Source organism: Amycolatopsis sp. NPDC033938, from assembly GCF_055575975.1.
This window is the reverse complement of record NZ_JBVIRO010000001.1, coordinates 149,680-170,874: the sequence shown is the minus strand read 5'-3', so window position 1 is coordinate 170,874 and position 21,195 is coordinate 149,680. Positions and strand designations below refer to the sequence as shown.

Sequence of the window (21,195 nt, the reverse complement as noted above, 5' to 3'; positions counted from 1 at the left end):
CGACCTTCTCAGCGCCTTTATTCCCCTCCACGCCCCCCCCCCTATTGTAGTGTGTCCCCATTGGTTAAACACACCCAATCGCAACACACGACCACCTGCACCGATCGGTCACCAGACGTCGCCCGAGCGCCAGTCGCAGGTGATCTCCCCGTCCAGGTCCAGGGTGACCCCCACCGGCAGCACATGGATCGACCCGTCGTCCTCCTTCGTCGCCTCCACGCCCGAAGGCGTCATGACCGACGAAGGACCGCGCCACAGCAGCCAGCCACGCGACTCGTAGAACTCCAGTGCGTCTTCGGACGCTGAAAGCGCCCCGAGGTCGTACGCCTTCCGCAGGACCCGCTCCAGCGCGTCCATCATCGCGGCGCCGTGACCGCGCCGCCGGTGGTCGGACCGGACGGCGACCGCCTCGACGTAACCCGTCCGGAGTGCCCGGCCGTTGTGCACGAGCCGTCGCTGGACCAGTGACGCGTGCCCGATCAGCTCACCGCCCTCCCAGATCAGCGTATGCATCCCGCCGAGGGAGTTCTCCCAGTCGTCGTCGCTGAAATCGCCGTCGAAGGCGTCGTCGAGCAGGGCGCGCGCCGCTTTCAGCACGGCGGCGTCGAGGTCGGCGGTGTGCACGGTCCACAGCTCGGTCATTCCGCCATCATCACCCGGCGGCGGCCTTCTGACCAGCGACTTGTGACTCAGCAGCCGCAGGACTGACGGTGTATGAAGCGCGGCGCGAGCCGTACGGATTCGGGCCGTCGCTCAGGGTCGGTGATCCGGGCCAGCAGGAGTTCGACGGCCTTGCGCCCGATCTCCTCGATCGGCTGCGCCATCGTGGTCACCGCCGGGGTCACCTGCCCGGCCCACTCCATGTCGCCGTAGCCGACGATCGCGAGATCGCGGCCGATCCGGATGCCGAGCCGGTGCGCCTCGTACTGGACGCCGATCATCATCGCCTCGCTCGCCACCACCAGCGCTGTCGGCGAGGGCCAGCTGTCGAGCAGTTTCGCGGTCGCGGCGGCCGCCCCGCCAGGGGTCGACTGCCCGCACGCGACCAGCTGCGATGTCCATCGGATACCGGAGCGGCCGAGGCCGAGCCGGTAGCCGAGCGCCCGCTCCTCGTAGGTGGTCATGCCCTCTTCGCCGGCGATGAAGCCGATCTTGCGGTGCCGCAGCCCGGCGAGATGCCGCACGAGCGCGCAGGTGGCCTGGATGTTCTCGGAGCCGACCTGGTCGACGTCGTTGCGTCCGGCCATCCGGTCGACGAGAACGGTCGGCACGCCCATCCGGACCAGTCCGTTGATCACCGCCTCGTCGCCTGCCGCCGGGACCAGCAGGACACCGTCGACGCGGTCCGCGCGCAGCTCGCGGATGACCGCGGCCTCGTTGGCGACGCTGTCGCCGGTGTCGGCGAGGGTGATTTCGCAGCCGTGACGGCGTCCGGCGCGGCGGATGGCGCGGATGAGCTCACCCGAATAGGGGTTCGCGTGCATCGCCATGGCCACCCCGAACCGGTGGGTGACCGGGGTGTCCTCCCACAGGGGCAACGCCGGGGACAATGCCGTCATCGATCCACGCCTTCATCCGAGCTTGAATGAAGGTAACGGCTGACGGAGCGTCGTTCGGCCGCGAGACCGGAAAGTCTCCCAACAATCATCAATGTGAGTGAACGTGCGCGCAGCCGCAGGACGCACGGTGGCGGAGCGTAGGCGGAATCCGGAGCGTCTGGGCCTTGCGTGCGGGGTCGTTGATCCGGGACAGCAGCAAGCGGACGGCCTGCGTGCCGATCTCCTCGATCGGCTGCGCCATCGTGGTCAGCGGCGGATCCACCAGGTCGGCCCACTCGACGTCGTCGTAGACCACGACGGGCAGGTCGATCCCGGCTCGCATGCCCCGGCGGCGTAGTTCGTGCAGCACCCCGACCATCATGCTGTCGTTGCCGACCACCAGCGCCGTCGGCGGTTCCGGCAGCGCGAGCAGGGTGCTCAACGCCAGCGCTCCGCCCGACCGCGACGACTGCCCGCAGGCGACCAGTTCCTCCGACCAGGTCCGCCCCGAACGGCCGAGTCCCAGCCGGTAGCCGAGGATCCGCTCCTCGCTGGTGCTCAGCCCGGCCGCGCCGCTGATCATGCCGATCCGCTGATGCCCGAGCGACGCCAGATGCGCCGTCAGCGCCGACGTCGATTGGATGTTCTCCGCGCCGACCTGGTCGACGTCGGTGCGCGTGGAAAGCCTGTCGATGAGCACGGTCGGGACGTCGAGCGAAACGAGTTCGCCGATCACCGAACCGTCGCCGGGCGACGGCGTGATCAGCAGCCCGTCGACCCGGCGGGAACGCAGTGTCCGCACCGTTTCACGCTCGGTGTCGACGGTGTCGTGTGTGTCGGCCAGTAGAACCGTGTAGCCGGCCGACGCCGCTTCGCGTTCTATCGCCTGGATGAGCACCGCGAAATACGGATTCGCCAGGAGGGAGATCGCGACGCCGATCGACCGCGTCCCGCCGGTGACCAGGGAGCGGGCGATGGCGTCGCCGGTGTAGCCGGTCTGCTCGATCGCGCGGAGAACCGCGGCCTTGGTCTCCTCGGCGACCGCCCTCGTCCCGTTGACCACGTGCGAAACCGTGGTGATGGAGACGCCTGCCAGTTCGGCGATGTCGCGTTGGGTGGGGCGGGAGGAGCGTGACGGCGGCATTACCAATCCTCGGTCAGGTGCTCGGGCAACCGATATGGGCAAGCGTTTGCGCAAACGCTTGCGAGTGAGCATAACCCTGTCTACCTTCCCGTTCATCGCCGACAGCCTTGAATTGGAAGGGCATCCCCCATGAGACAGCGCAGTCTCTTAGCGCTAGCCCTGGCAGCCGCGCTCACGGTGACCACGGCCGGGTGCACGGTCGAACGCCACTGGGGTGGCGGGTCGAAGACCGGTGGTGGTGGCAAGGCCAAGGTCGGCCTGGTCACCAAGACCGACACCAACCCCTACTTCGTCGAGCTGAGAGCAGCCGCCAAGGCCGCCGCCGAGGCGAACGGCGCGGACTTCAGCGCCCTCGCCGGCCAGTTCGACGGGGACAACGACGGTCAGGTCCGGGCCATCGAGAACCTCATGCAACAGGGTGCGAACACCATCCTGATCACGCCGAGTTCCTCGACCGGTGTCCTCGACGCCATCGACCGCGCCCGCAAGGCCGGGGTGCTGGTCATCGCCCTCGACACCGCGACCGAGCCCGACACCGCCGTCGACGCCACCTTCGCCACGGACAACTTCGAGGCCGGACGCCAGCAAGGCGCGTATGTCAAGGCGGCGCTCGCGGGCAAGCCGCCGAAGCTGTTCATGGTGGACGGCACCGCCGGTTCCACAGTGGACACTCAGCGGCACACCGGATTCCTCAAGGGCATCGGGCTGACCGACGCCTCGCCGGAGATCAAGGGCAAGACACCGGCGAACGGTGACCAGAGCCTTGCCCAGCAGGGCGTCGAGAACCTGCTGCAGCGCACCACCGACATCAACGCCGTCTACACGATGAACGAGCCGATGGGCCGCGGCACCTACGCCGCGCTCCAGGCCCGCGGCCTGGTGAACCAGATCGTGATGGGTTCGATCGACGGCGGCTGCGAGGGCGTCAAGAACGTGCGCGACGGTCAGTACGCCGCCACGGTCATGCAGTTTCCCAAGAAGATGGCCGAGCAGGGCGTCCTCGCCGCCATCGAATACGCCAAGACCGGCAAGAAGCCGAGCGGATTCGTGAACACCGGATCCGCGGTGATCACGGACAAGCCGATTCCCGGCGTGGAAAGCCAGGACACCAAGTGGGGCCTCGAGAACTGCTGGGGGACGAAATGACAACGGCGACCCTCAAAGGCAGTGAACGGCCCACCATCGGTGAGTTCTTCCTGCGCGCGCCCGCCGTCGGACCGGCGCTGGCCCTGCTCGTCGCGATCGTGGTGTTCTCCCTGTCGACGGACACCTTCCTCGATCTCGACAACCTTTCCCTTGTGGTGCAACAGTCCCTGGTGGTCGGCACGCTCGCACTCGGGCAGACGCTGATCATCCTGACCGCCGGTATCGATCTGGCCAACGCGGCCGCGATGGTGCTCGCGACGCTGATCATGGCGAAGCTCGTCGTCGGCGGCGTCCCCGGAATTTGGGCACTGCTGCTGGGAATCGTGGCGACGGTGGTGATCGGGATGGTCACCGGCTCCCTGGTCACCCGGATCAAACTGCCGCCGTTCATCGTCACCCTCGGTCTGCTGACCGTGCTCACCGCGGCCGCGAAACTGTTCGCGAGCGGGCAGGCCGTCCCGGTCGCCGACGAGCTGCTCAAATGGCTCGGCACCCGCCGCTACCTGTTCGGCGGCATTCCGATCACCTACGGCATGACGCTGGCTTTGCTGATGTACCTCGGACTTTGGTACGCGCTCACGCGGACCCCGTGGGGCAAGCACGTCTACGCGGTCGGCAACGCGCCGGAATCCGCGCGGCTGTCCGGGATCAAGGTCAACCGCACCATTCTTTCGGTGTACCTCGTCGCCGGGGTGATCGTCGGGATCGCCGCCTGGCAGGCGCTCGGCCGCGTGCCGAACGCCGACCCGAACGCCTTCCAGCTCGGCAACCTCGACTCCATCACCGCGGTGGTGCTCGGCGGTGCGAGCCTGTTCGGCGGCCGGGGTTCGGTTCTCGGCACGATGATGGGCGCGCTGGTCGTCGCGGTACTGCGGTCCGGGCTGACCCAGCTCGGGGTGGACGCGCTCTACCAGGACGTCGCCACCGGTGCCCTGCTCATCGGCGCCGTCTGCGTCGACCGTTTCGCGAGGAGGCAGCAGTCATGAGCCCCACTCCCACGTTGTCCGCGCAGGGACTGGTCAAACGCTACGGCCGGGTCACCGCCATCGACGGCGCCGACTTCGAACTGTTCCCGGGCGAGGTGCTCGCCGTCGTCGGCGACAACGGTGCCGGGAAGTCGAGTCTCATCAAAGCCCTTTCGGGCGCGGTGGTCCCGGACGCCGGGGAGATCAAAGTGGACGGTGAGACCGTCCACTTCAAGTCCCCTTTGGACGCTCGCCACTACGGGATCGAGACGGTGTACCAGGATCTCGCCGTCGCACCCGCGCTCGACATCGCGTCGAACATGTTCCTCGGCCGGGAAAAACGGCGTCAGGACATCTTCGGCAAGGTGTTCCGGAAACTGGACCGGACCGCCATGCGGGACGAGGCGCAGCGGATCCTGGACGAACTCGGTATCAACATCAAATCCATCGCCCAGCCGGTGGAGACGCTGTCCGGCGGGCAGCGCCAGGGTGTCGCGGTCGCGCGGGCGGCCGCGTTCGGCACCAAGGCGGTGATCATGGACGAGCCGACCGCCGCGCTCGGCGTCGCCGAATCCGGCAAGGTGCTCGACCTGATCAACCGGATCCGCGAACGCGGCCTGCCGGTGGTGCTGATCAGCCACAACATGCCGCATGTGTTCGACATCGCCGACCGCATCCACGTGCACCGGCTCGGCAAGCGCGTCGCGGTCGTCTCGCCGAAGACGCATACGATGAACCAGGTCGTCGGCCTGCTCACGGGAGCGTTGAAGCTCGGCGAGAACGGCGAGGTCGAAGAGGTCGCTTCGGCCGTGCACACGGGGTTGTAACGAGTGAGAGTGCTGCTGGCGGGCCTGTGCACCGTCGACCAGGTTCAGCGCGTCGCCGAAATCCCGGCACCGGGTGAAAAGGTGCGTTCGCTGTCGATGGACGTCGCCGCCGGGGGGCCGGCGACGAACGCGGCGGTGACCGTGGCCGCGCTCGGCGCCGATGCGACGCTCCTGACGGTCGCCGGTGCGCATCCGCTGGCGGCACTCGCCCGCGCCGACCTCGAGGCGCACGGCGTCGACCTCGTCGATCTCGATCCCGAACTGCCCGATCCGCCCGCGATCAGCGCCATCGTCGTCCGCGAGTCCGACGGTGAGCGCACCGTCGTCTCGCGCAATGCCCACGCTTCTCCGCGTTCAGTCCTCTCGATGCGTTCCTTGCACGCGCGACTACCGCGTTCAGAGGACGAAATGCCACGATGTGTGCTCCTCGACGGGCATCATCCGGAGGTCGCCGTGCAGGTGGCGCGCTGGGCGCGGGAGCGGAAGGTGCCGGTGGTGCTCGACGCGGGGAGCTGGAAGCCGGTCTTCGGCGAACTCCTGCCGTTGGTGGACATCGCCGCGTGCTCGTCGCTGTACCGGGGGGACGATCCTCGCGAGTACGGCGTACCGGTCGTGATCACCACCGCGGGGCCGGAACCGGTGCGCTGGACGACGGCGGACGGATCCGGTGCGGTCCCCGTCCCCGTCACCCGGGCGCGTGACACGCTTGGCGCGGGCGACGTCTGGCACGGGGCCTTCGCGTACGCGGTCGCCAGGGGCGTAGGGGACGTCCAGGCTTGGATCGGGTTCGCCAACGAGGTGGCCGCCGAACGGGTGCGGCATGAAGGACCGAGGTCGTGGACGGCCTCGGTCGCGGAGATGGGAGAGGGACTGCCATGACAGCCATGCCATCGGTGTTCGAGGACCTGTTGAGCAGGGCTCAGACGCTGGCGAAGCCGGGACAGCGCAGCGTGCTCGGGATCGTCGGCGCCCCCGCGTCCGGTAAGACGACGCTGGCCTGGGGGCTGGCGAAGGCCTTGGGCACGAGGGCGGCCGTGGTCGGGATGGACGGTTTCCACCTGGCGCAGGTGGAACTGCAGCGGCTCGGCCGTGTGGAGCGCAAGGGCGCGCCGGACACCTTCGACGCCGCCGGGTACGTGCACCTGCTGCGCAGGCTCGCCGAGGGCCGCGAAACGGTCTACGCGCCCGAGTTCCGCCGTGAGATCGAGGAGCCGATCGCCGGCGCCGTCGCGGTCACCCCGGACGTCCCGCTGGTCATCACCGAGGGCAACTACCTGCTCCTGCAGGACGACCCGTGGAGCGGCGTGAAGCCGATCCTCGCCGAGTCGTGGTTCCTCGCGCCGGACGAACCCGAGCGCATCGAGCGGCTCGTGTCGCGGCACCGCCGCTACGGCCGCTCGCTGGTCGAAGCCCGCCGCCGCGCGCTCGGCTCCGACCAGCGCAACGCCGATTTGATCGCTTCCACCAGCGACCGGGCCGACCTGGTCCTGGAGAATCTCCCGCTGGTCAACTTCGCCATATGAGTGGGGTTCTCGTCGTCACCGGCGGCAGCAAGGGCATCGGCGCGGCGGTCTGCGAATTGGCCGCCGCGCGTGGTTACGACGTCGTCGTCAACTACGCGGGCGACGCCGAAGCAGCCGAAGACGTCGCTTCGCGCGTCCGGCGGCACGGCGTCCAGGCGATCACCCGGCGCGGGGACGTCGCGTCCGAAGAGGACGTGGTCGCCCTTTTCGACGCGGCCGTCGAACTCGGCCCACTCGCCGGGGTGGTCGCGAACGCGGCCATCACCGGCAACACGCCCGGCCGCCTCGACGAGTACGACGTGGACGTCGTCCGTCGCGTGGTCGATGTCAACATCACGGGCGTCTTCCTGTGCGTCCGCGAGGGCATCCGCCGGATGTCCACCCGGTACGGCGGCGCGGGCGGCGCGATCGTCACGGTGTCCTCCACCGCCGCGCGGACCGGATCGCCCGGGGAATGGGTCCATTACGCCGGTACCAAGGCCGCGGTCGAAACGATGACCTACGGTGTGGCGCAAGAAGTCGCGAAAGAATCCATCCGGGTCAACGCGGTCGCACCGGGGATGATCCATACCGGACTTCACGCCGCGGCGGGGATGCCCGACCGGATGGACCGGATCGCCCCGACCATTCCGATGGGACGCGCCGGCGAGCCCGGCGAAGTCGCGGAAGCCGTGCTGTGGCTCCTTTCCCCGGCCGCCTCGTACACCACCGGGACGGTGTTGACCGTCGGCGGAGGGCGTTGACGACCCGGGCCACGGAGCGGTCACGGGGCGATATCGGGTCCGCGTGCGGTTCAGCCACGTTTTAACACTGTTTCCCGGCCGATATCACGATTCATGTGAGAAGTCGGCGGATCACCTCGACGCCCGATGCGCCTGTGTCACCCTGGTGGCGCCCCCAAGCTTCTTGATCAGGACGGTCATCCCCGATGTCCAAGCTCATGTCTGTGCACCACCTGGCACTCACCGTGACCGACGTGGACCGGAGCGTGCCCTGGTACGCCCGAGTGCTCGAACTCGAGGAGTTCACGCGTCGCGAAGACCCGGAGACGGGGCTGCGGAAGGTCGTGCTGCGCTCGCCGAGCGAGGGTTTCGCGGTGGTGCTGGTCGAGCACCAGGACACCGAGCGGCCGCGATTCGACGAACGGCGTACCGGTCTGGACCACGTGGCGTTCAAGGTCTCTTCGAGGTCGGAACTGGCCGAGTGGGAGGCGCGTCTCTCTGAGTACGGCGTCGTCTACACGCCGTCAAAGGGCTCACGGACGCTGGAGGGCTCCACCGTCATCGTCTTCCGCGACCCCGATGGGATCCAGCTGGAAATCTGGGCTGACCCCGAGGCCTAGGTTGTGCTCTCTTCGGTTTCTTCGGCGGGGCGCCGCATTTCCTGGCGATAGCGGATCACGCCATAGGCCGTGCCCACCACGAAGAACGCGATGCTGATCCACAGCGCCGCCGTCTTGACCCACGGCAGCTGGTCGAGCAGACCGGCCCCGTAGTAGCCGAGCAGTACCAGCGTCGGCACCCAGAGCAGCCCGCCGAGCGCGGTCGCGAGCGCGAACCGGCGCGGATCCATCCGCGCGGTCCCCGCGATGAGCGGCGCCAGCGTGCGGATCCACGGAATCCAGCGCGCGGCCACGATGGCGAAGAAACCCTTGCGATCCAGGAACGCCCTGGCACGTTCGACGTTGTGCCGGTTCAGCACCTTGCCGCCGCGCCGCGCGATCAGTTTCGTGCCTGTCGACCGGCCGATGTAATAGCCGACCTGGTTGCCGAGGATCGCGACGAGCAATGCGGCGGCCGACAGCAGCCACGCGTTCAGATCGGAGCCGTGCTGCGCGAGGACGACTCCGGCCGCGAACAGCAGGGAGTCGCCGGGCAGGAACAGCCCGATGATCAGCGCGCACTCCACGAAGATGAAGCTGAGCACGATCACCCAGACGAGCACTGGCCCGGCGGTGTCGAGCCAGCTCACGCCGATGCCCGCGGCCTCGGTGTACACCTCACTCACGACGCGAGCCTACGTGTACTCGGCGAACCACACGCGGCCGAACCATGGAATCGAGGTATCCGAAAGTCCCGGTCACGCGTTCCCCACATGTTATGAACGGGACTTTCATTGCAAAATTTGCAATGAAAGTCCCGTTCATAACACTCGTGACTAGTGTTCGACCAGCTCGTCGAGCGCCTGGTCGTAGCTCAGCCGGACGTCGTGTTCGGCTTGGTCACCGCCCAGCAGCTCCACCCGGCTTGTGGCGGGCGGGTAGCCGCTCGCGATCACCGTGTACGTCCCGGCAGGCAGGTCGCTGACCGTGTAGTTGCCCTCCGCGTCGGTCCTCGCCACGGCGGCGACGCCGCCCGAGGAATCCAGCACGGTGATCCGCGCGTCCGGCACCACCCGGTCCCCGTCGGTACGGGCGACGCCGCTCAGCAGGATGGTGCTGACCAGTTCGACGTCGTGGCGCAGCACGCCGGCGCCGGTGGCGGTCAGCGTCGCCGCGACCGGCCGGAACCAGCGACCGCTGGCGACGATCGTGTACCGCCCGCCGACGATGCCGGTGAACGAGTAGACGCCGCCGTCGTTCGTGTGGGTCCTGGCCACCTGATTGCCGTTGTGGTCGATCAGGGTCAGTGCCGCACCCGAGACGTTCGTGGCGTCGTCCCGGCGGACGTGGCCGGTGATCTGGGCGGATCCCGCCCGGAACACCCCGCTGCCGTTGCCGTTCCCGTTGGTCAGCGCGTGCTTGCCGGGCTCGACGGGCGCGGTCACGACCGTCTTCTCGGAAGCGGTTTCGACAGGCGCCTCGTCCTCTTCCAGGAGGGCTTCGCCGCCTTCGAGAGCCGAAGCCGCCGAAGGAGCCGAGCCGCCGAGCAGCGGGATCTCCTTCATGAACATCAGCACCAGCGTCGCCAGCAGCGCGACCGCGCCCGCCACGTAGAACACCGTGGTGATCGACTCGGTGAAGCCGATCAGCACCGGGGTCTTGATGGCCTCGGGCAGGCTCGCGATACCGCTCGTGTTCGACTGCAGGTCACCGAGCGCCGCCGCCTGGGGTCCGGTCGGCACGGTGCCGCCGAACGCCTTGGTGATGTTGCCGGGCAGGACGTTGAACAGGATCGTCAGGAACACCGCGACACCCGCGGTACCACCGATCTGCCGGAAGAACGTCGCCGAAGCGGTCGAGACGCCCATGTCGCTGCGCGGGCCCGCGTTCTGCACCGCGATGATCAGCGTCTGCATGCAGGCACCGAGGCCGAGGCCGATGATCGCGGCCGCGACCAGCGGGTGCCACAGCGCGCTGTTGTACTCGACCTGCGCGAAGAAGAACGCTCCGCCCGCGATCAGCAGCGTGCCGACCACCGGGAACACCTTGTAGCGGCCGGTCTTGCTGGTGATCTGGCCCGAGATGATCGAACCGCTCATGATGCCCGCCATCAGCGGGATCATCAGCAGACCCGACTCGGTCGGCGAGAACTCCTGAACCACCTGCATGTACTGCGGGATCATCATGATCGCACCGAACATCGCGACACCGACGATGATGCCGCCGATGATCGCGACCGTGAAGGTCGAGTTCTTGAACAGCCGCAGCGGGATCAGTGCCGCGTCCTTCATCAGCTTCTCGATGAAGATGAACGCCACCACGCCGATGGCGCCGATGATGTAGCAGATGATCGCGTTCTGCGAGCCCCAGCCCCATTTGTTGCCCTGCTCGGCGACGATCAGGAACGGCACCACGGCGACGACGAGGGCGAGCCCGCCCCACCAGTCGATCTTGTGATCGTGGCGCTGGTGCGGCACGTTGAGCACGCGGGCGACGACGAACAGCGCGACGATCGCGATCGGCACGTTGATCAGGAACACCCAGCGCCAGCCGGCGATGTCGTAGCCGAAGACGCTGCCGAGCTTGTCGAAGTCGGCGAAGAACCCGCCGAGCACCGGGCCGAGCACGGTGGAGATACCGAACACGGCGAGGAAGTAACCCTGGTAGCGGGCACGCTCCCGCGGCGGCACGATGTCGCCCATGATCGTCATGGCCAGCGACATCAGACCACCGGCACCGAGGCCCTGGATCGCGCGGAACGCGGCCAGCTCGTACATCGACGTCGCGAACGCCGAGGCGATCGAGCCGACCAGGAAGATCGAGATCGCGGCGATGTAGAACGGCTTGCGCCCGTAGATGTCGGACAGCTTGCCGTAGATCGGCGTGACGATCGTCGACGTGATCAGGTAGGCCGTGGTGATCCAGGCCTGCAGGTCGAACCCGTTGAGGTCGTTGGCGATCCGGACGATCGAGGTACCCACGATCGTCTGGTCGAGTGCCGCCAGGAACATGCCCGACATCAGGCCGATCAGGATCGTGACGATCTGACGGTGGCTGAGCCGGGGACCATCTTCTTGGATGGCTGGCGGACTTTCTACGGTGGAACTCATTGCTTCAGGCCCCCTTGGCCTTCGACGCCGACGCGGGGTCGGCGAACTGTGGAGATGTTTTTTCGATGTCGTTGTTCAGCCGGTGGAACAGCGAGTTGAGGGTTTCCCGGTCGGCGTCGGACCAATCACCGAGTACCTCGGCGAGCCATTGATTCCGTTGCTTGCGGTTCTCCTCGAAGACCCGGAGTCCTTCGGCGGTCGGTGCGAGCAGGCAGGCGCGGCCGTCTTCGGGGTCGGCCAGCCGTTCGACCAGCCCGTGCTGGACGAGAGAACTCGACTGCCTGCTGATGGTCGAGATCTCGGAGTGCAGGAACTCGGCGAGCTTGCTGGTCCGCTGAGGACCGACGTGGATGAGGCAGAAGAGGATCGCGTACGCGGCCCGCTCGATGCCGTCCGGCCCTTGCTTGGACACCTGGGACTTCGCCCGGTTGACCAGGCGCACGAGCCGCACGAGCTCATGCCCGAGGGTGTCGGCCAGATCGAGGTCGGACTTCGACCTGGTGCCGGGTGTCGTGGGTGTCATGGAGGTCTCTCTCGCCGGTTGCTTGGTCACTGCAACTAGTTGCCTAGAGCAAGGATGTTCCTCTCAAGAGTGCTTCGCAAGGAGAAAAGGGCCCTGTGTGTCGGATAACACTTTAGTTGCCGCATGCAAGCACATTTATTCGTGCATGTTTGTCCGATTCGCCCGTCTTGAGGCGCTGAACAGGGCTTTTGCCGTCGTTGGAACAAGCCGGGCCTGTCGCGCTTTGATGGAGTCATGACCGACTCCGCGCTCTACGCGATCCTCGCCGACCGCAACTTCGGCACCCTCGCCACCATCAAGCGCGACGGCAGGCCCCAGTTGTCGACCGTCAACTACCTCTACGACGCGGACGCCGGCGCGATCCTGATCTCGATCACCGAGCCGCGCGCCAAGACCAAGAACCTCCGCCGCGACCCGCGGGCGACCTTCCATGTGTCGACCGAAAGCGGCGATGGCTACGTCGTCGTCGAGGGCCCTGCCGTCTTGACGCCGACGGCCGCCGCCCGGGACGACGCCACCGTCGACGCCCTGGTGGATCACTACCGCCGGGCTCGTGGTGAGCATCCGGACTGGGACGAGTTCCGCGACGCCATGGTCGCCGACCAGCGTGTTCTGCTGACCATCCCCATCGAGCGCGTCTACGGCCTTCAGATGTAGCGCGCGGTCAGCGCTGGATGCGGTCGATGATCTCGTCGATCCGGTCGAGCAGGGGGCTCGGGTCGTCCCGCCCGAGCGCCGCCCGCAGGTAGAGGCCGTCGCCGACCAGGATGACCAGTTCGGCGGTCAGCGGATCGTCGACGTGCTCGCTGATCAGGTCGTGGACCCGCTGGTTGTAGACCTGCACGACCTCGGAGACCCGTGGTTCGTTGAGCATGATCCGGAGTGTCGCCATGGTCGTGCGGTGCAGCGGTTTGCGCTGGGTCACGTCGGTGATGGCCGTGCGCAGGTACCACGAAACGACGCCTTCGGGTGCCTTCTGTGCCTGCTCGATGTCCTCGTCCGAAAGCCGGGCGAGACGCTCCATCAGGCCTTCGACCAGGGCATCCTTGGAACCGAAGTGGTAGAGCAGGCCGCCCTTCGACACCCCGGCGCGCGCGGCGACGGCTTCCAGGGTGACCCCGCCTGGGCCCTGTTCGATGAGTATCTCCTCGTACGTGTCGAGGATGCGTTCCTTCGCCGAGGGCTTCGCCATGTCAGTTGACTATACCGTCCGGACGGTTTACCTTCGAACGAGGCGGTAACTGTACCGTCCAGACGGTTTACCTAACAGAGGAGAGTGCGCCATGGCGGGGCGCAAGCAGTGGTGGGCGTTGGCGGTACTGGTGCTTCCGGTGCTGCTGATCAGCGTGGACATGACGGTGCTCGGATTCGCGCTGCCGTTCTTGTCCGAGGATCTGGCGCCCACCGGTGCGGAGCAGTTGTGGATCGTCGACATCTACTCGTTCATGCTGGCGGGCCTGCTGGTGCTGATGGGCACGCTCGGTGACCGCATCGGCCGCCGCAAACTGCTGCTCATGGGTGCGGCGGCGTTCGGTGCCGCATCGGTGCTCGCGGCCTTCTCGACCAGCGCGTTCATGCTGATCATCGCCCGCGCGTTGCTCGGTGTCGGCGGTGCGACGCTGATGCCGTCGACGTTGTCGCTGATCCGCAGCATCTTCCTCGACGCCAAACAACGGCGGATCGCGATCGGGGTGTGGAGCGCCGGGTTCTCCGGCGGGATGGCGGTCGGGCCGGTGCTCGGCGGCTGGCTGCTGGAGCATTTCCGGTGGGGTTCGGTGTTCCTCATCAACGTCCCGGTGATGCTGGTACTGCTGATCGTCGGCCCGTTCGTGCTGCCGGAGGCGCGTGACCCGAAGCCGGGCCGCTTCGACCCGCTCTCGGCGCTGCTGTCACTGGCCACGATGCTGCCGGTGGTCTACGGCATCAAGCTGATCGCCGAGCACGGCTTCAGCTGGAACGCCGCGATCAGCATCCTGATCGGTCTCGCGCTCGGCGTCGTGTTCGTGCGCAGGCAGAACCATCTCGACGAGCCGATGCTCGATTTGAAGTTGTTCTCGAACCGGGCCTTCAGTGCTTCGGTCGTGACGAACATGCTCGGCGTGTTCGCCATGGTCGGCTTGTTGTTCCTGGTGCCGCAGTACCTGCAGCTGGTGCTCGGACTGACCCCGGTCGTCGCCGCGCTGTGGATGCTCCCGGCGACGGTCGCCGGTGTCGCCGGTGCGCTTCTCGCGGCTTGGCTCGCGAAGCGGATCCGGGTTTCCGTGCTGGTCAGTGGCGGTCTGCTGGTCGCCGCCGTCGGGTTCCTGGCGTTGACGCAGGTCTCGTCCGGTGGCGGACTCGCGTACGTCGTGGTGTCGTTCACGCTGCTCGGGGGCGGTGTCGCCCTGTCGGAGACGCTGACGAACGACCTGGTCGTCTCGGCCGCTCCCGCCGAGCGGGCCGGAGCGGCGTCGGCCATCTCCGAGACCGGGTTCGAGCTGGGCGGTGCGCTCGGCACCGCGATCCTGGGCAGTGTCGCGACCGCGGTTTACCGCGCCGGCCTGCCGGAAGGCACGGCCGAAACCGCGCGCGACACCCTGGGCGGCGCTGTCGCCACGGCGCAGCAGCTCGCACCCGCTGAAGGGCAGGCACTTCTGGAGGCGGCTCGTGAAGCCTTCACCCAGGGCGTGCACGTCACCGCATGGGCAGGCGTCGCCGTGCTCGTCTATACGGGTGTACAGGCCTTCGTTCTCCTTAACCGGAAGAAAAATTCCGCAGTGCGGATCTGATGCGCTTACGATGGAGGTATGAGCGACGAAGCCTTGGTCACCCGCCTCCGTGAGCACCTGGGAAAGGCCGCGGTGCTCACCGACTCCGACGTCACGGACGCCTACTCGCGCGACATGATGCCGCTGGCCGCGTCGGGCAAACCACTCGCGGTGGTGCTGCCGTCCGATGTGGAGGGTGTGCAGGCCGTGGTCAAGGCCTGCGCGGAGTTCGGGGTGCCGATCGTGCCCCGCGGCGCCGGCAGCGGCCTGTCCGGCGCCGCGAACGCGATCGACGGTTGCGTCGTGCTGGTGCTGACCAAACTCGACCAGGTCGTCGAGATCGACGCGGCCAACCGGCTCGCCGTCGTGCAGCCCGGTGTGGTGAACCTCGATTTCCGCAACGCGGTGGAGAAGCACGGCCTGTTCTATCCGCCGGATCCGTCCAGCTACGACTGGTGCACCATCGGCGGCAACCTGTCCACCAACGCCGGTGGCTTGTGCTGTGTGAAGTACGGCGTCACCACGGATTCCGTACTGGGCCTGGAAGTCGTGCTCGCCGACGGGTCGGTGCTGAAGACCGGGCGCCGCACGGTGAAGGGCGTCGCGGGCTACGACCTCGCTCGGCTCTTCGTCGGCAGCGAGGGCACGCTCGGCGTGATCACGCAGGCGACAGTGGCGCTGAAACCGTTGCCGCAGTTGCCTTCCACGTTCGTCGCGGGCTTCAGCAGCACGGAGGCCGCCGGTGAAGCCGTCGCGCGAGTCGTGCGCGAGGGGCTGGTGCCGTCGCTGCTGGAGATCATGGACGCGACGTCCATCAAAGCCGCCGAGACCTACCTCAAGACCGACGTCGGCGCGGGAACGGACTGCAAGGCCTTGCTGCTCGCGCAATCCGACTCCGGCGGCGAGGTCGCGCGGCGGGAACTCGCGGCGCTGGAACAGATCTGCGTCGACTGCGGCGCGGATCTCGCCTACGCCACCGACGATCTCGAAGAGGGCAAGATGCTGCTGCAGGTGCGGCGGGTCGTGCTCACCGCACTGGAGCTGTACGGCGTCTGGCTGACCGACGACGTCTGCGTGCCGCGCACCCGGATCGCCGAGCTGATCGCCGGATGCGAGCGGATCAGCGAAGAGGTGGGACTGCGGATCGCCGTCGTCGGCCACGCCGGCGACGGCAACATGCATCCGACGATCGTCTACGCGCCGGACTCCGAGGACGAATTCGCCCGTGCGCGGAAGGCCTTCGACGCGATCCTCGACGTCAGCTTGTCGCTGGGCGGGACGGTCACCGGTGAGCACGGCATCGGCCGGATCAAACGGGAGTGGCTCGCGAAGGAGATCGGCGAAGTGGGGCTCAAGGTGCACCGCCAGATCAAGCAGGCGCTGGACCCGGGGAACCTCTTCAACCCGGGCTCGATGTTCTCCCTCTGACGCAATTTGAACTGTGGGGATCATCCGTTAGTGGACGTGTAGGACGACCGCTAACGGGTGTGTGAAACATCCGCTAGCATCCGTGGAGAACGTCCCCTAGCGTGCTGGAAGGTCGATGCCCTACCTCCCGCGGTTGTTGGACAGCCGGTTGGCCGCTGTCCTCAGCGCGTTTCCCGCAGCCCTGATCGTCGGGCCTCGGGCGGTCGGTAAAACGACTACGGCCAAACGGGTAGCGACAGAAGTGGTCGAGCTGGACGATCCGGCGCAAGCCGCGCCGTTTCGAGCCGATCCGACGGCCGCGCTCGATGCGTTGCGACGGCACGGTTCCGGGCCCTTGCTTCTCGACGAGTGGCAGGAAGTTCCCGAGGTCCTCGGTGCCGTCAAGCGCGCGGTGGACCAGGGTGCCGCTCCCGGAAGCTTCATTCTGACCGGTAGCGTCCGTGCGCCGCTGAACTCGATCTCCTGGCCGGGGACCGGGCGCGTGATCACCATCGACATGCACCCGCTCACCGTGCTGGAGCAGCGGGCGTCGATCGGGCTGAGGAGTGAATTCGTGGCCGGCCTGCTGAGCGGGCAGGTCACCGGGCTCGCTTTGCCCCCTGACCTGCCCGACCTCGTCGGCTATCTCGAACTGGCGGTGGTCGGTGGGTATCCGGCGGTACTCGACCTACCCGAGGCGACACGGAAATTGTGGCTGGACAGCTATGTCGAACAGCTCGTTCTCCGCGACGTCCCCGAGCTCGGCGAGGTCAGGGATCCGGCGGCGTTGCGTCGACTGTTGCGTGCGTTGCTCGAAAGCACCGGAACGCTCACTGCGGATACGGAGCTGGCTGCCGCGGCCGACATGAACGTCAAGACCGTCAAGCGTCAGGAACGTCTACTTGATGACCTGCGCATCGTGACGTCGCTGCCCGCGTGGCATACCAACAGGTTGAGCCGACTGATCAAACAACGCAAGCGTTACGCGGTCGACTCCGGACTGGTCGCCGCACAGCTGGAGACCGATGTTCATGGGTTGCTCAGGCAGGGCGATCTGATGGGACGGATGCTGGAAACCTTCGTGCTGGGCCAACTTCGCCCTTTGCTGGACGTCTCCGAGCGCAAGGTCAGCGCGTATCACCTGCGTCAGCAGGACGGCAGGCGAGAAGTCGATGTGCTTCTGGAGGGCGCGGACGGGCGTGTCGTCGGCCTGGAGATCAAGGCGTCCTCGAGCCCGGCCAAGGCCGATGCCCGGCATTTGGCCTGGCTACGTGATCAGCTTGGCGACCGGTTCGTGGCCGGGGCGGTGTTGCATACCGGCAAATCGCTCTATCGGCTCGAAGAGCGGATCAGTGCGGTTCCCATCGCCGCCCTATGGGGCTAGCAGGGCGATTCGCGTCCCCTTCATGGCGTGAACGGCAGGGACGAGCGAACGCGTCAGTCGCGGATCCGCGGGATCTGCTGCGTGATGTCCTCGGCGGTGTCGGCGACGATGCCGGTCGCGGTGGCGCCGTGCTTCTTCTCGCGGCGCGACTTGAGGTACTCGAGCACGATCGGCACCACGGACACCAGCACGATCAGGATGAAGATCGCGTCGATGTTGTCGCGGATGAACGGGATGTCGCCGAGCAGGTGGCCGAGCGCGGTGATCCCGGCGGCCCACAGGATGCCGCCGATGACGGTGTAGGTGAAGTACTTCTTCGGGTCCATCTTGCCGATGCCCGCGATCCAGGTGATGAACGTCCGCACGAACGGCACGAACCTCGCCAGCACGACCGCCTTCGGCCCGTGCTTCTCCAGGAAGGCGTGGGTCTGGTCGACGTACTTCTTGTTGAAGAACTTCGAGTCCGGCTTGCGGAACAGCCAGGGGCCGACCTTCCAGCCGAGGCCGTAGCCGAGCAGGTTGCCGAGCAGCGCCGCGACCGTGACCAGGACGCAGACCAGCCAGAGCGGGGCCTCGATCTTGTTGGACGCGATGAGCAGGCCCGCGGTGAACAGCAGGGAGTCACCGGGCAGCACCGGGAAGACGCTGCTCTCGATGAAGATGATCAGGCAGAGCACCGTGATGACCGGGACGGTCAGCCCGCTCAGCAGGTGCATCGGGTCCAGCCACTCGGGCAGGAGCCCCATCGTCGTCACGTTGTTCTGCGCCAGGATCACACCAAAACGGTACAGGGTGACGCTGAGTGCCCTGATCCGGCGGGGAAGGCGGCTCAGATCAGCGTGAGCAGCCCGATCACCGAACCGGCGGCAAGTCCCAGCAGTACCGCGAGCAGCAACACCCAGTACGCGGGCAACGGCGCACTGCCGGGCGAAGGGGCCGGAGGCGTCATCGGACGTTCCGCCAGCCTGGCCGTTTCCGCGTCTTCCAGTGCGACGCGCTCCCGTTCGAGCGAGTCGGCGCCGGCACCGGAAAGCAGTCCGTATTGCAGCGGCAGCTCGCCCTCTCCTGGAGCCGGAGAGGACTCGGTCGCGGCCGGAACCTCAGCGGTGCCCGAATTACTCTCGGTGTCCGATTCAGCCGGTTTTTCGGTGGAGGCCTCGGAGATCCGCTCCGCCGAAGGAGCGAAGACGGCCTGAGCGCGAAGGGCATCGGCTAGGAGCTTCTCCGGGTCCTTGGGCTCGCTCATCCGTACTCCTTTCGCCGCTACCCGTCGCTGACCGACACACCACCTTCGACCGCGCCACTCAGCGGGGCCGTGGCGCTCAATGTAGCCGCCGCCTCGTCCTTGACCCACTCGCCCTGGCGCAGCACCTTGGCCGGTCGCAGGTCGCGGTCGAGCACCACGACGTCGGCCGCGAGCCCGGCGCGCAGCGACCCGGTCCGGTCGGCGATGCCGAGCAGTTCGGCGGGCCTGCCGGAGGTCGCGCGGACGGCGTCGAGCAGGTCGATACCCGCGCCGCGGACGAGGTTGCGGAAGGCCGCGTCCATGGTCAACGTGCTGCCCGCCAGTGAGCCGTTCCCGGCCAGCGTCGCGACGCCGTCGCGGACGTCGACCTCGAGGCGGCCGAGGATGTAGCTGCCGTCGGCGGCGTCGGTGGCCGACATGGCGTCGGTGATGAGCACCGTCCTGCCCTTGCCCGCGTGGTGCGCGGCCAGCCGCAGCACCGTCGGGTGCACGTGGACGAGGTCGCAGATCAGCTCGACGGTAATCCGCTCGTCGTCGAGGAGCGCGCCGATCGGACCCGGCTCGCGGTGGTGGAGCGGTCGCATGGCGTTGAAGAGGTGCGTCGCGACGGAGGCGCCGGCGTCGATCGCCGGGATGATCTGGTCTTCGACGCCGTCGGTGTGCCCGATGGCGGCGATGACGCCCGATTCGGCCAGTTGCCGGACCGCTTTGATCCCACCGTGCAGTTCGGGGGCGAGGGTGATCATCCGGATGTCACCGCGGCCCGCGGTGAGCAGCGCGTTGACCGTCGCCGTATCCGGTTCGATCAGCGTCGCCGGATCGTGTGCCCCGCAGCGCGCCTTCGAGATGAAGGGTCCTTCGAGGTGAATGCCGGCAAGTTCACCCTCTTGGACCAGCTCCCGAAGGGCCGCGATCTGGTCCCGGAGCACCGGAATGGGGTCCGAGACGAGACTGCCGAGCATGGTCGTGGTCCCGTGTCGCCGATGCGCGCGGACGGCGCGGTACAGCTCCTCGGGGTTCGCACTGGAGAACGACCCGCCCCCACCGCCATGGCAGTGGGTGTCGACGAAGCCGGGCACGACCAGGCACCCGTCGACGTCCACGCGGTCGATGTCCGGGGGTGTCCCGGAACCGACTTGGACGATCTTGCCGCCGGCGATCGCCAGCCAGCCGTCGTCGAGTACACGGTCCGGGGCGACGACCCGGCCGCCCACGATCACGAAATCTCCGGCGCCTCTCACGCCCCCCAGCATATATTGGTCTGGACCAAGCATGGCGGCACAACCCAGCGCTCGAGATTGAGGCCGGGTGTCAGTTCGGCGACTGCATCGCTTTCTGCAGTGCCTCCAGCGCCCGGCTGGCGGTTGACTTCACGGTACCTTTCGAAATCCCGGCGGCCTCAGAGATTTCGGCCTCACTCAGCCCACCGTAGTAACGGAGCACCAGAACTTCACGCTGACGCGGGGGCAGTTTGGACAAAGCGCTCACCACGGCCTGATGTTCACTCGACAGCATGGCGAGGCTTTCGGCCGAACGCGCGTTGACCGCGTGCGGCGCGACGTACTCGCGAGCGGTCTTGCGGCGGCGCAGCACGCTGCGTGATCCGTTGACCACGGCGGTGCGCAGGTAGCCGACGGCCGCGGCGGCGTCGCGCAGGCGTCCCCAGTTGCGGTGCAGCCCGGTGAACGCCTCCTGCACGACGTCCTCGGCGGTGGCCGGTTCGTCCACGAGCAGGATGGCCAGCCGGACGAGCCGCATCCGATGCTGGCGATAGAGATCCTCAAGGGTCAGTGGTGCCGCAGGCGGCGGTGGCGTGACCGGTCCGTCCATGGTGCGCAGATGGCCGAGGGTCACCTCGACACTGCGTTCCGCGTTGCCCTCGAGCATGTACCCCTACCTGTTCATTTACCCCTTTGAAGCACAACCTGTGCGTGGCGCACGATCAGCGTATCGGGTGGGGCAGGAGTCCTGCCTGATCGGATCCTGAGAAGCTGGGGGCGTCTGTCGGAACGACCTTGGAGATGTCGATGGCCTGGTTCCTGGTGGAGATCACGTACGTGCAGGAGAAGCTGGCGGACGTGCGTCCCCGGCACCGGGAATTCCTTTCCCGCCTCGCTGACCAGGGCGTCGTCGCGCTCGGCGGCCCGCTGGGCGACGGCTCCGGTGGCATCTCGATGTACCAGGCGGCCGATGAGACCGCGCTGCTCGAAATCATCGACCAGGACCCCTATCACCTCGAAGGCGTGGTGGCGAAGCGGACCGTCCGCGAGTTCAAGCCGGTGATCGGCTCCTGGATTCCCACGGAATCCTGACG

General features: G+C 67.4%; 23 protein-coding genes. 12 read left to right on the top strand and 11 right to left on the bottom strand.

The features are described from left to right. Positions 1–108 precede the first annotated feature (108 nt). From ACZ5ZX_RS00875 to ACZ5ZX_RS00865, 3 genes are all read right to left on the bottom strand, one after another. A complete protein-coding gene (locus ACZ5ZX_RS00875; protein ID WP_465500030.1) occupies positions 109–642 on the bottom strand; it encodes a GNAT family N-acetyltransferase in 534 nt (177 codons plus the stop codon). Positions 643–689: 47 nt separating this feature from the next. After that, on the bottom strand, positions 690–1,559 hold the full coding sequence (locus ACZ5ZX_RS00870; protein ID WP_465500029.1) for a LacI family DNA-binding transcriptional regulator: 870 nt from the start codon (positions 1,557–1,559) through the stop codon (positions 690–692). A gap of 88 nt (positions 1,560–1,647) precedes the next feature. After that, positions 1,648–2,682, bottom strand: a complete 1,035-nt coding sequence (locus tag ACZ5ZX_RS00865; protein WP_465500028.1) for a LacI family DNA-binding transcriptional regulator — start codon at positions 2,680–2,682, stop codon at positions 1,648–1,650. Positions 2,683–2,811: 129 nt separating this feature from the next. Between ACZ5ZX_RS00865 and ACZ5ZX_RS00860 the strand changes: the two genes are divergently transcribed. The 7 genes from ACZ5ZX_RS00860 (at position 2,812) to ACZ5ZX_RS00830 (ending at position 8,485) form a co-directional block, all read left to right on the top strand. Next, positions 2,812–3,828: a substrate-binding domain-containing protein gene (locus ACZ5ZX_RS00860; protein WP_061981825.1), complete on the top strand. Its 1,017-nt coding sequence runs from the start codon at positions 2,812–2,814 to the stop codon at positions 3,826–3,828. Continuing rightward, positions 3,825–4,814, top strand: coding sequence for an ABC transporter permease (locus tag ACZ5ZX_RS00855; RefSeq protein WP_465500027.1), 990 nt, complete (start codon positions 3,825–3,827; stop codon positions 4,812–4,814). The genes ACZ5ZX_RS00860 and ACZ5ZX_RS00855 overlap by 4 nt, the downstream gene beginning before the upstream one ends. Further along, on the top strand, positions 4,811–5,620 hold the full coding sequence (locus ACZ5ZX_RS00850; protein WP_465500026.1) for an ATP-binding cassette domain-containing protein: 810 nt from the start codon (positions 4,811–4,813) through the stop codon (positions 5,618–5,620). Before ACZ5ZX_RS00855 ends, ACZ5ZX_RS00850 begins: the two co-directional genes overlap by 4 nt. 9 nt (positions 5,621–5,629) lie before the next feature. Beyond that, on the top strand, positions 5,630–6,499 hold the full coding sequence (locus ACZ5ZX_RS00845; RefSeq protein ID WP_465500991.1) for a PfkB family carbohydrate kinase: 870 nt from the start codon (positions 5,630–5,632) through the stop codon (positions 6,497–6,499). Then, positions 6,496–7,143, top strand: coding sequence for a nucleoside/nucleotide kinase family protein (locus tag ACZ5ZX_RS00840; RefSeq protein ID WP_465500025.1), 648 nt, complete (start codon positions 6,496–6,498; stop codon positions 7,141–7,143). Before ACZ5ZX_RS00845 ends, ACZ5ZX_RS00840 begins: the two co-directional genes overlap by 4 nt. After that, positions 7,140–7,886 carry an SDR family oxidoreductase gene (locus ACZ5ZX_RS00835; protein WP_465500024.1) on the top strand — a complete coding sequence of 249 codons (747 nt, stop codon included), beginning with the start codon at positions 7,140–7,142 and terminating at the stop codon, positions 7,884–7,886. Before ACZ5ZX_RS00840 ends, ACZ5ZX_RS00835 begins: the two co-directional genes overlap by 4 nt. Before the next feature lie 185 nt (positions 7,887–8,071). After that, on the top strand, positions 8,072–8,485 hold the full coding sequence (locus tag ACZ5ZX_RS00830; RefSeq protein ID WP_465500023.1) for a VOC family protein: 414 nt from the start codon (positions 8,072–8,074) through the stop codon (positions 8,483–8,485). Here the strand turns inward: ACZ5ZX_RS00830 and ACZ5ZX_RS00825 are convergent. The 3 genes from ACZ5ZX_RS00825 to ACZ5ZX_RS00815 form a co-directional block, all read right to left on the bottom strand. Continuing rightward, positions 8,482–9,150 (bottom strand): DedA family protein, encoded by a 669-nt coding sequence (locus ACZ5ZX_RS00825; protein ID WP_465500022.1) that lies wholly within the window; start codon positions 9,148–9,150, stop codon positions 8,482–8,484. The two genes, ACZ5ZX_RS00830 and ACZ5ZX_RS00825, sit on opposite strands and share 4 nt — an antisense overlap. A gap of 150 nt (positions 9,151–9,300) precedes the next feature. After that, positions 9,301–11,574 (bottom strand): MFS transporter, encoded by a 2,274-nt coding sequence (locus tag ACZ5ZX_RS00820; protein WP_465500021.1) that lies wholly within the window; start codon positions 11,572–11,574, stop codon positions 9,301–9,303. Positions 11,575–11,578: 4 nt separating this feature from the next. Then, entirely contained in the window at positions 11,579–12,097 is a 519-nt protein-coding gene (locus tag ACZ5ZX_RS00815) for a MarR family winged helix-turn-helix transcriptional regulator (RefSeq protein ID WP_465500020.1), read from the bottom strand. A gap of 234 nt (positions 12,098–12,331) precedes the next feature. Between ACZ5ZX_RS00815 and ACZ5ZX_RS00810 the strand changes: the two genes are divergently transcribed. After that, positions 12,332–12,754: a PPOX class F420-dependent oxidoreductase gene (locus tag ACZ5ZX_RS00810; RefSeq protein ID WP_465500019.1), complete on the top strand. Its 423-nt coding sequence runs from the start codon at positions 12,332–12,334 to the stop codon at positions 12,752–12,754. A 7-nt stretch (positions 12,755–12,761) separates the two neighbouring features. On the opposite strand, the gene ACZ5ZX_RS00805 is transcribed toward ACZ5ZX_RS00810, so the two are convergent. Next, positions 12,762–13,289: a TetR/AcrR family transcriptional regulator gene (locus tag ACZ5ZX_RS00805; RefSeq protein WP_465500018.1), complete on the bottom strand. Its 528-nt coding sequence runs from the start codon at positions 13,287–13,289 to the stop codon at positions 12,762–12,764. A gap of 91 nt (positions 13,290–13,380) precedes the next feature. Between ACZ5ZX_RS00805 and ACZ5ZX_RS00800 the strand changes: the two genes are divergently transcribed. From ACZ5ZX_RS00800 to ACZ5ZX_RS00790, 3 genes are all read left to right on the top strand, one after another. Beyond that, positions 13,381–14,865 (top strand): MFS transporter, encoded by a 1,485-nt coding sequence (locus tag ACZ5ZX_RS00800; RefSeq protein WP_465500017.1) that lies wholly within the window; start codon positions 13,381–13,383, stop codon positions 14,863–14,865. An 18-nt stretch (positions 14,866–14,883) separates the two neighbouring features. Further along, positions 14,884–16,272 (top strand): FAD-binding oxidoreductase, encoded by a 1,389-nt coding sequence (locus ACZ5ZX_RS00795; RefSeq protein ID WP_465500016.1) that lies wholly within the window; start codon positions 14,884–14,886, stop codon positions 16,270–16,272. Between the two features lie 115 nt (positions 16,273–16,387). After that, positions 16,388–17,635, top strand: a complete 1,248-nt coding sequence (locus ACZ5ZX_RS00790; protein ID WP_465500015.1) for an ATP-binding protein — start codon at positions 16,388–16,390, stop codon at positions 17,633–17,635. 53 nt (positions 17,636–17,688) lie between these two features. Here the strand turns inward: ACZ5ZX_RS00790 and ACZ5ZX_RS00785 are convergent, their stop codons facing one another. The 4 genes from ACZ5ZX_RS00785 to ACZ5ZX_RS00770 form a co-directional block, all read right to left on the bottom strand. Continuing rightward, positions 17,689–18,411, bottom strand: a complete 723-nt coding sequence (locus tag ACZ5ZX_RS00785) for a DedA family protein (RefSeq protein WP_465500014.1) — start codon at positions 18,409–18,411, stop codon at positions 17,689–17,691. Positions 18,412–18,464: 53 nt separating this feature from the next. Beyond that, positions 18,465–18,881 (bottom strand): hypothetical protein, encoded by a 417-nt coding sequence (locus tag ACZ5ZX_RS00780; RefSeq protein WP_465500013.1) that lies wholly within the window; start codon positions 18,879–18,881, stop codon positions 18,465–18,467. 17 nt (positions 18,882–18,898) lie between these two features. Beyond that, positions 18,899–20,101, bottom strand: coding sequence for an N-acetylglucosamine-6-phosphate deacetylase (gene nagA, locus ACZ5ZX_RS00775; protein WP_465500990.1), 1,203 nt, complete (start codon positions 20,099–20,101; stop codon positions 18,899–18,901). Between the two features lie 91 nt (positions 20,102–20,192). Then, positions 20,193–20,768 carry a SigE family RNA polymerase sigma factor gene (locus tag ACZ5ZX_RS00770; RefSeq protein ID WP_061981841.1) on the bottom strand — a complete coding sequence of 192 codons (576 nt, stop codon included), beginning with the start codon at positions 20,766–20,768 and terminating at the stop codon, positions 20,193–20,195. A 140-nt stretch (positions 20,769–20,908) separates the two neighbouring features. On the opposite strand from ACZ5ZX_RS00770, the gene ACZ5ZX_RS00765 reads away from it, so the two are divergent. Continuing rightward, positions 20,909–21,193, top strand: coding sequence for a YciI family protein (locus tag ACZ5ZX_RS00765; protein WP_465500012.1), 285 nt, complete (start codon positions 20,909–20,911; stop codon positions 21,191–21,193). Positions 21,194–21,195 lie beyond the last annotated feature (2 nt).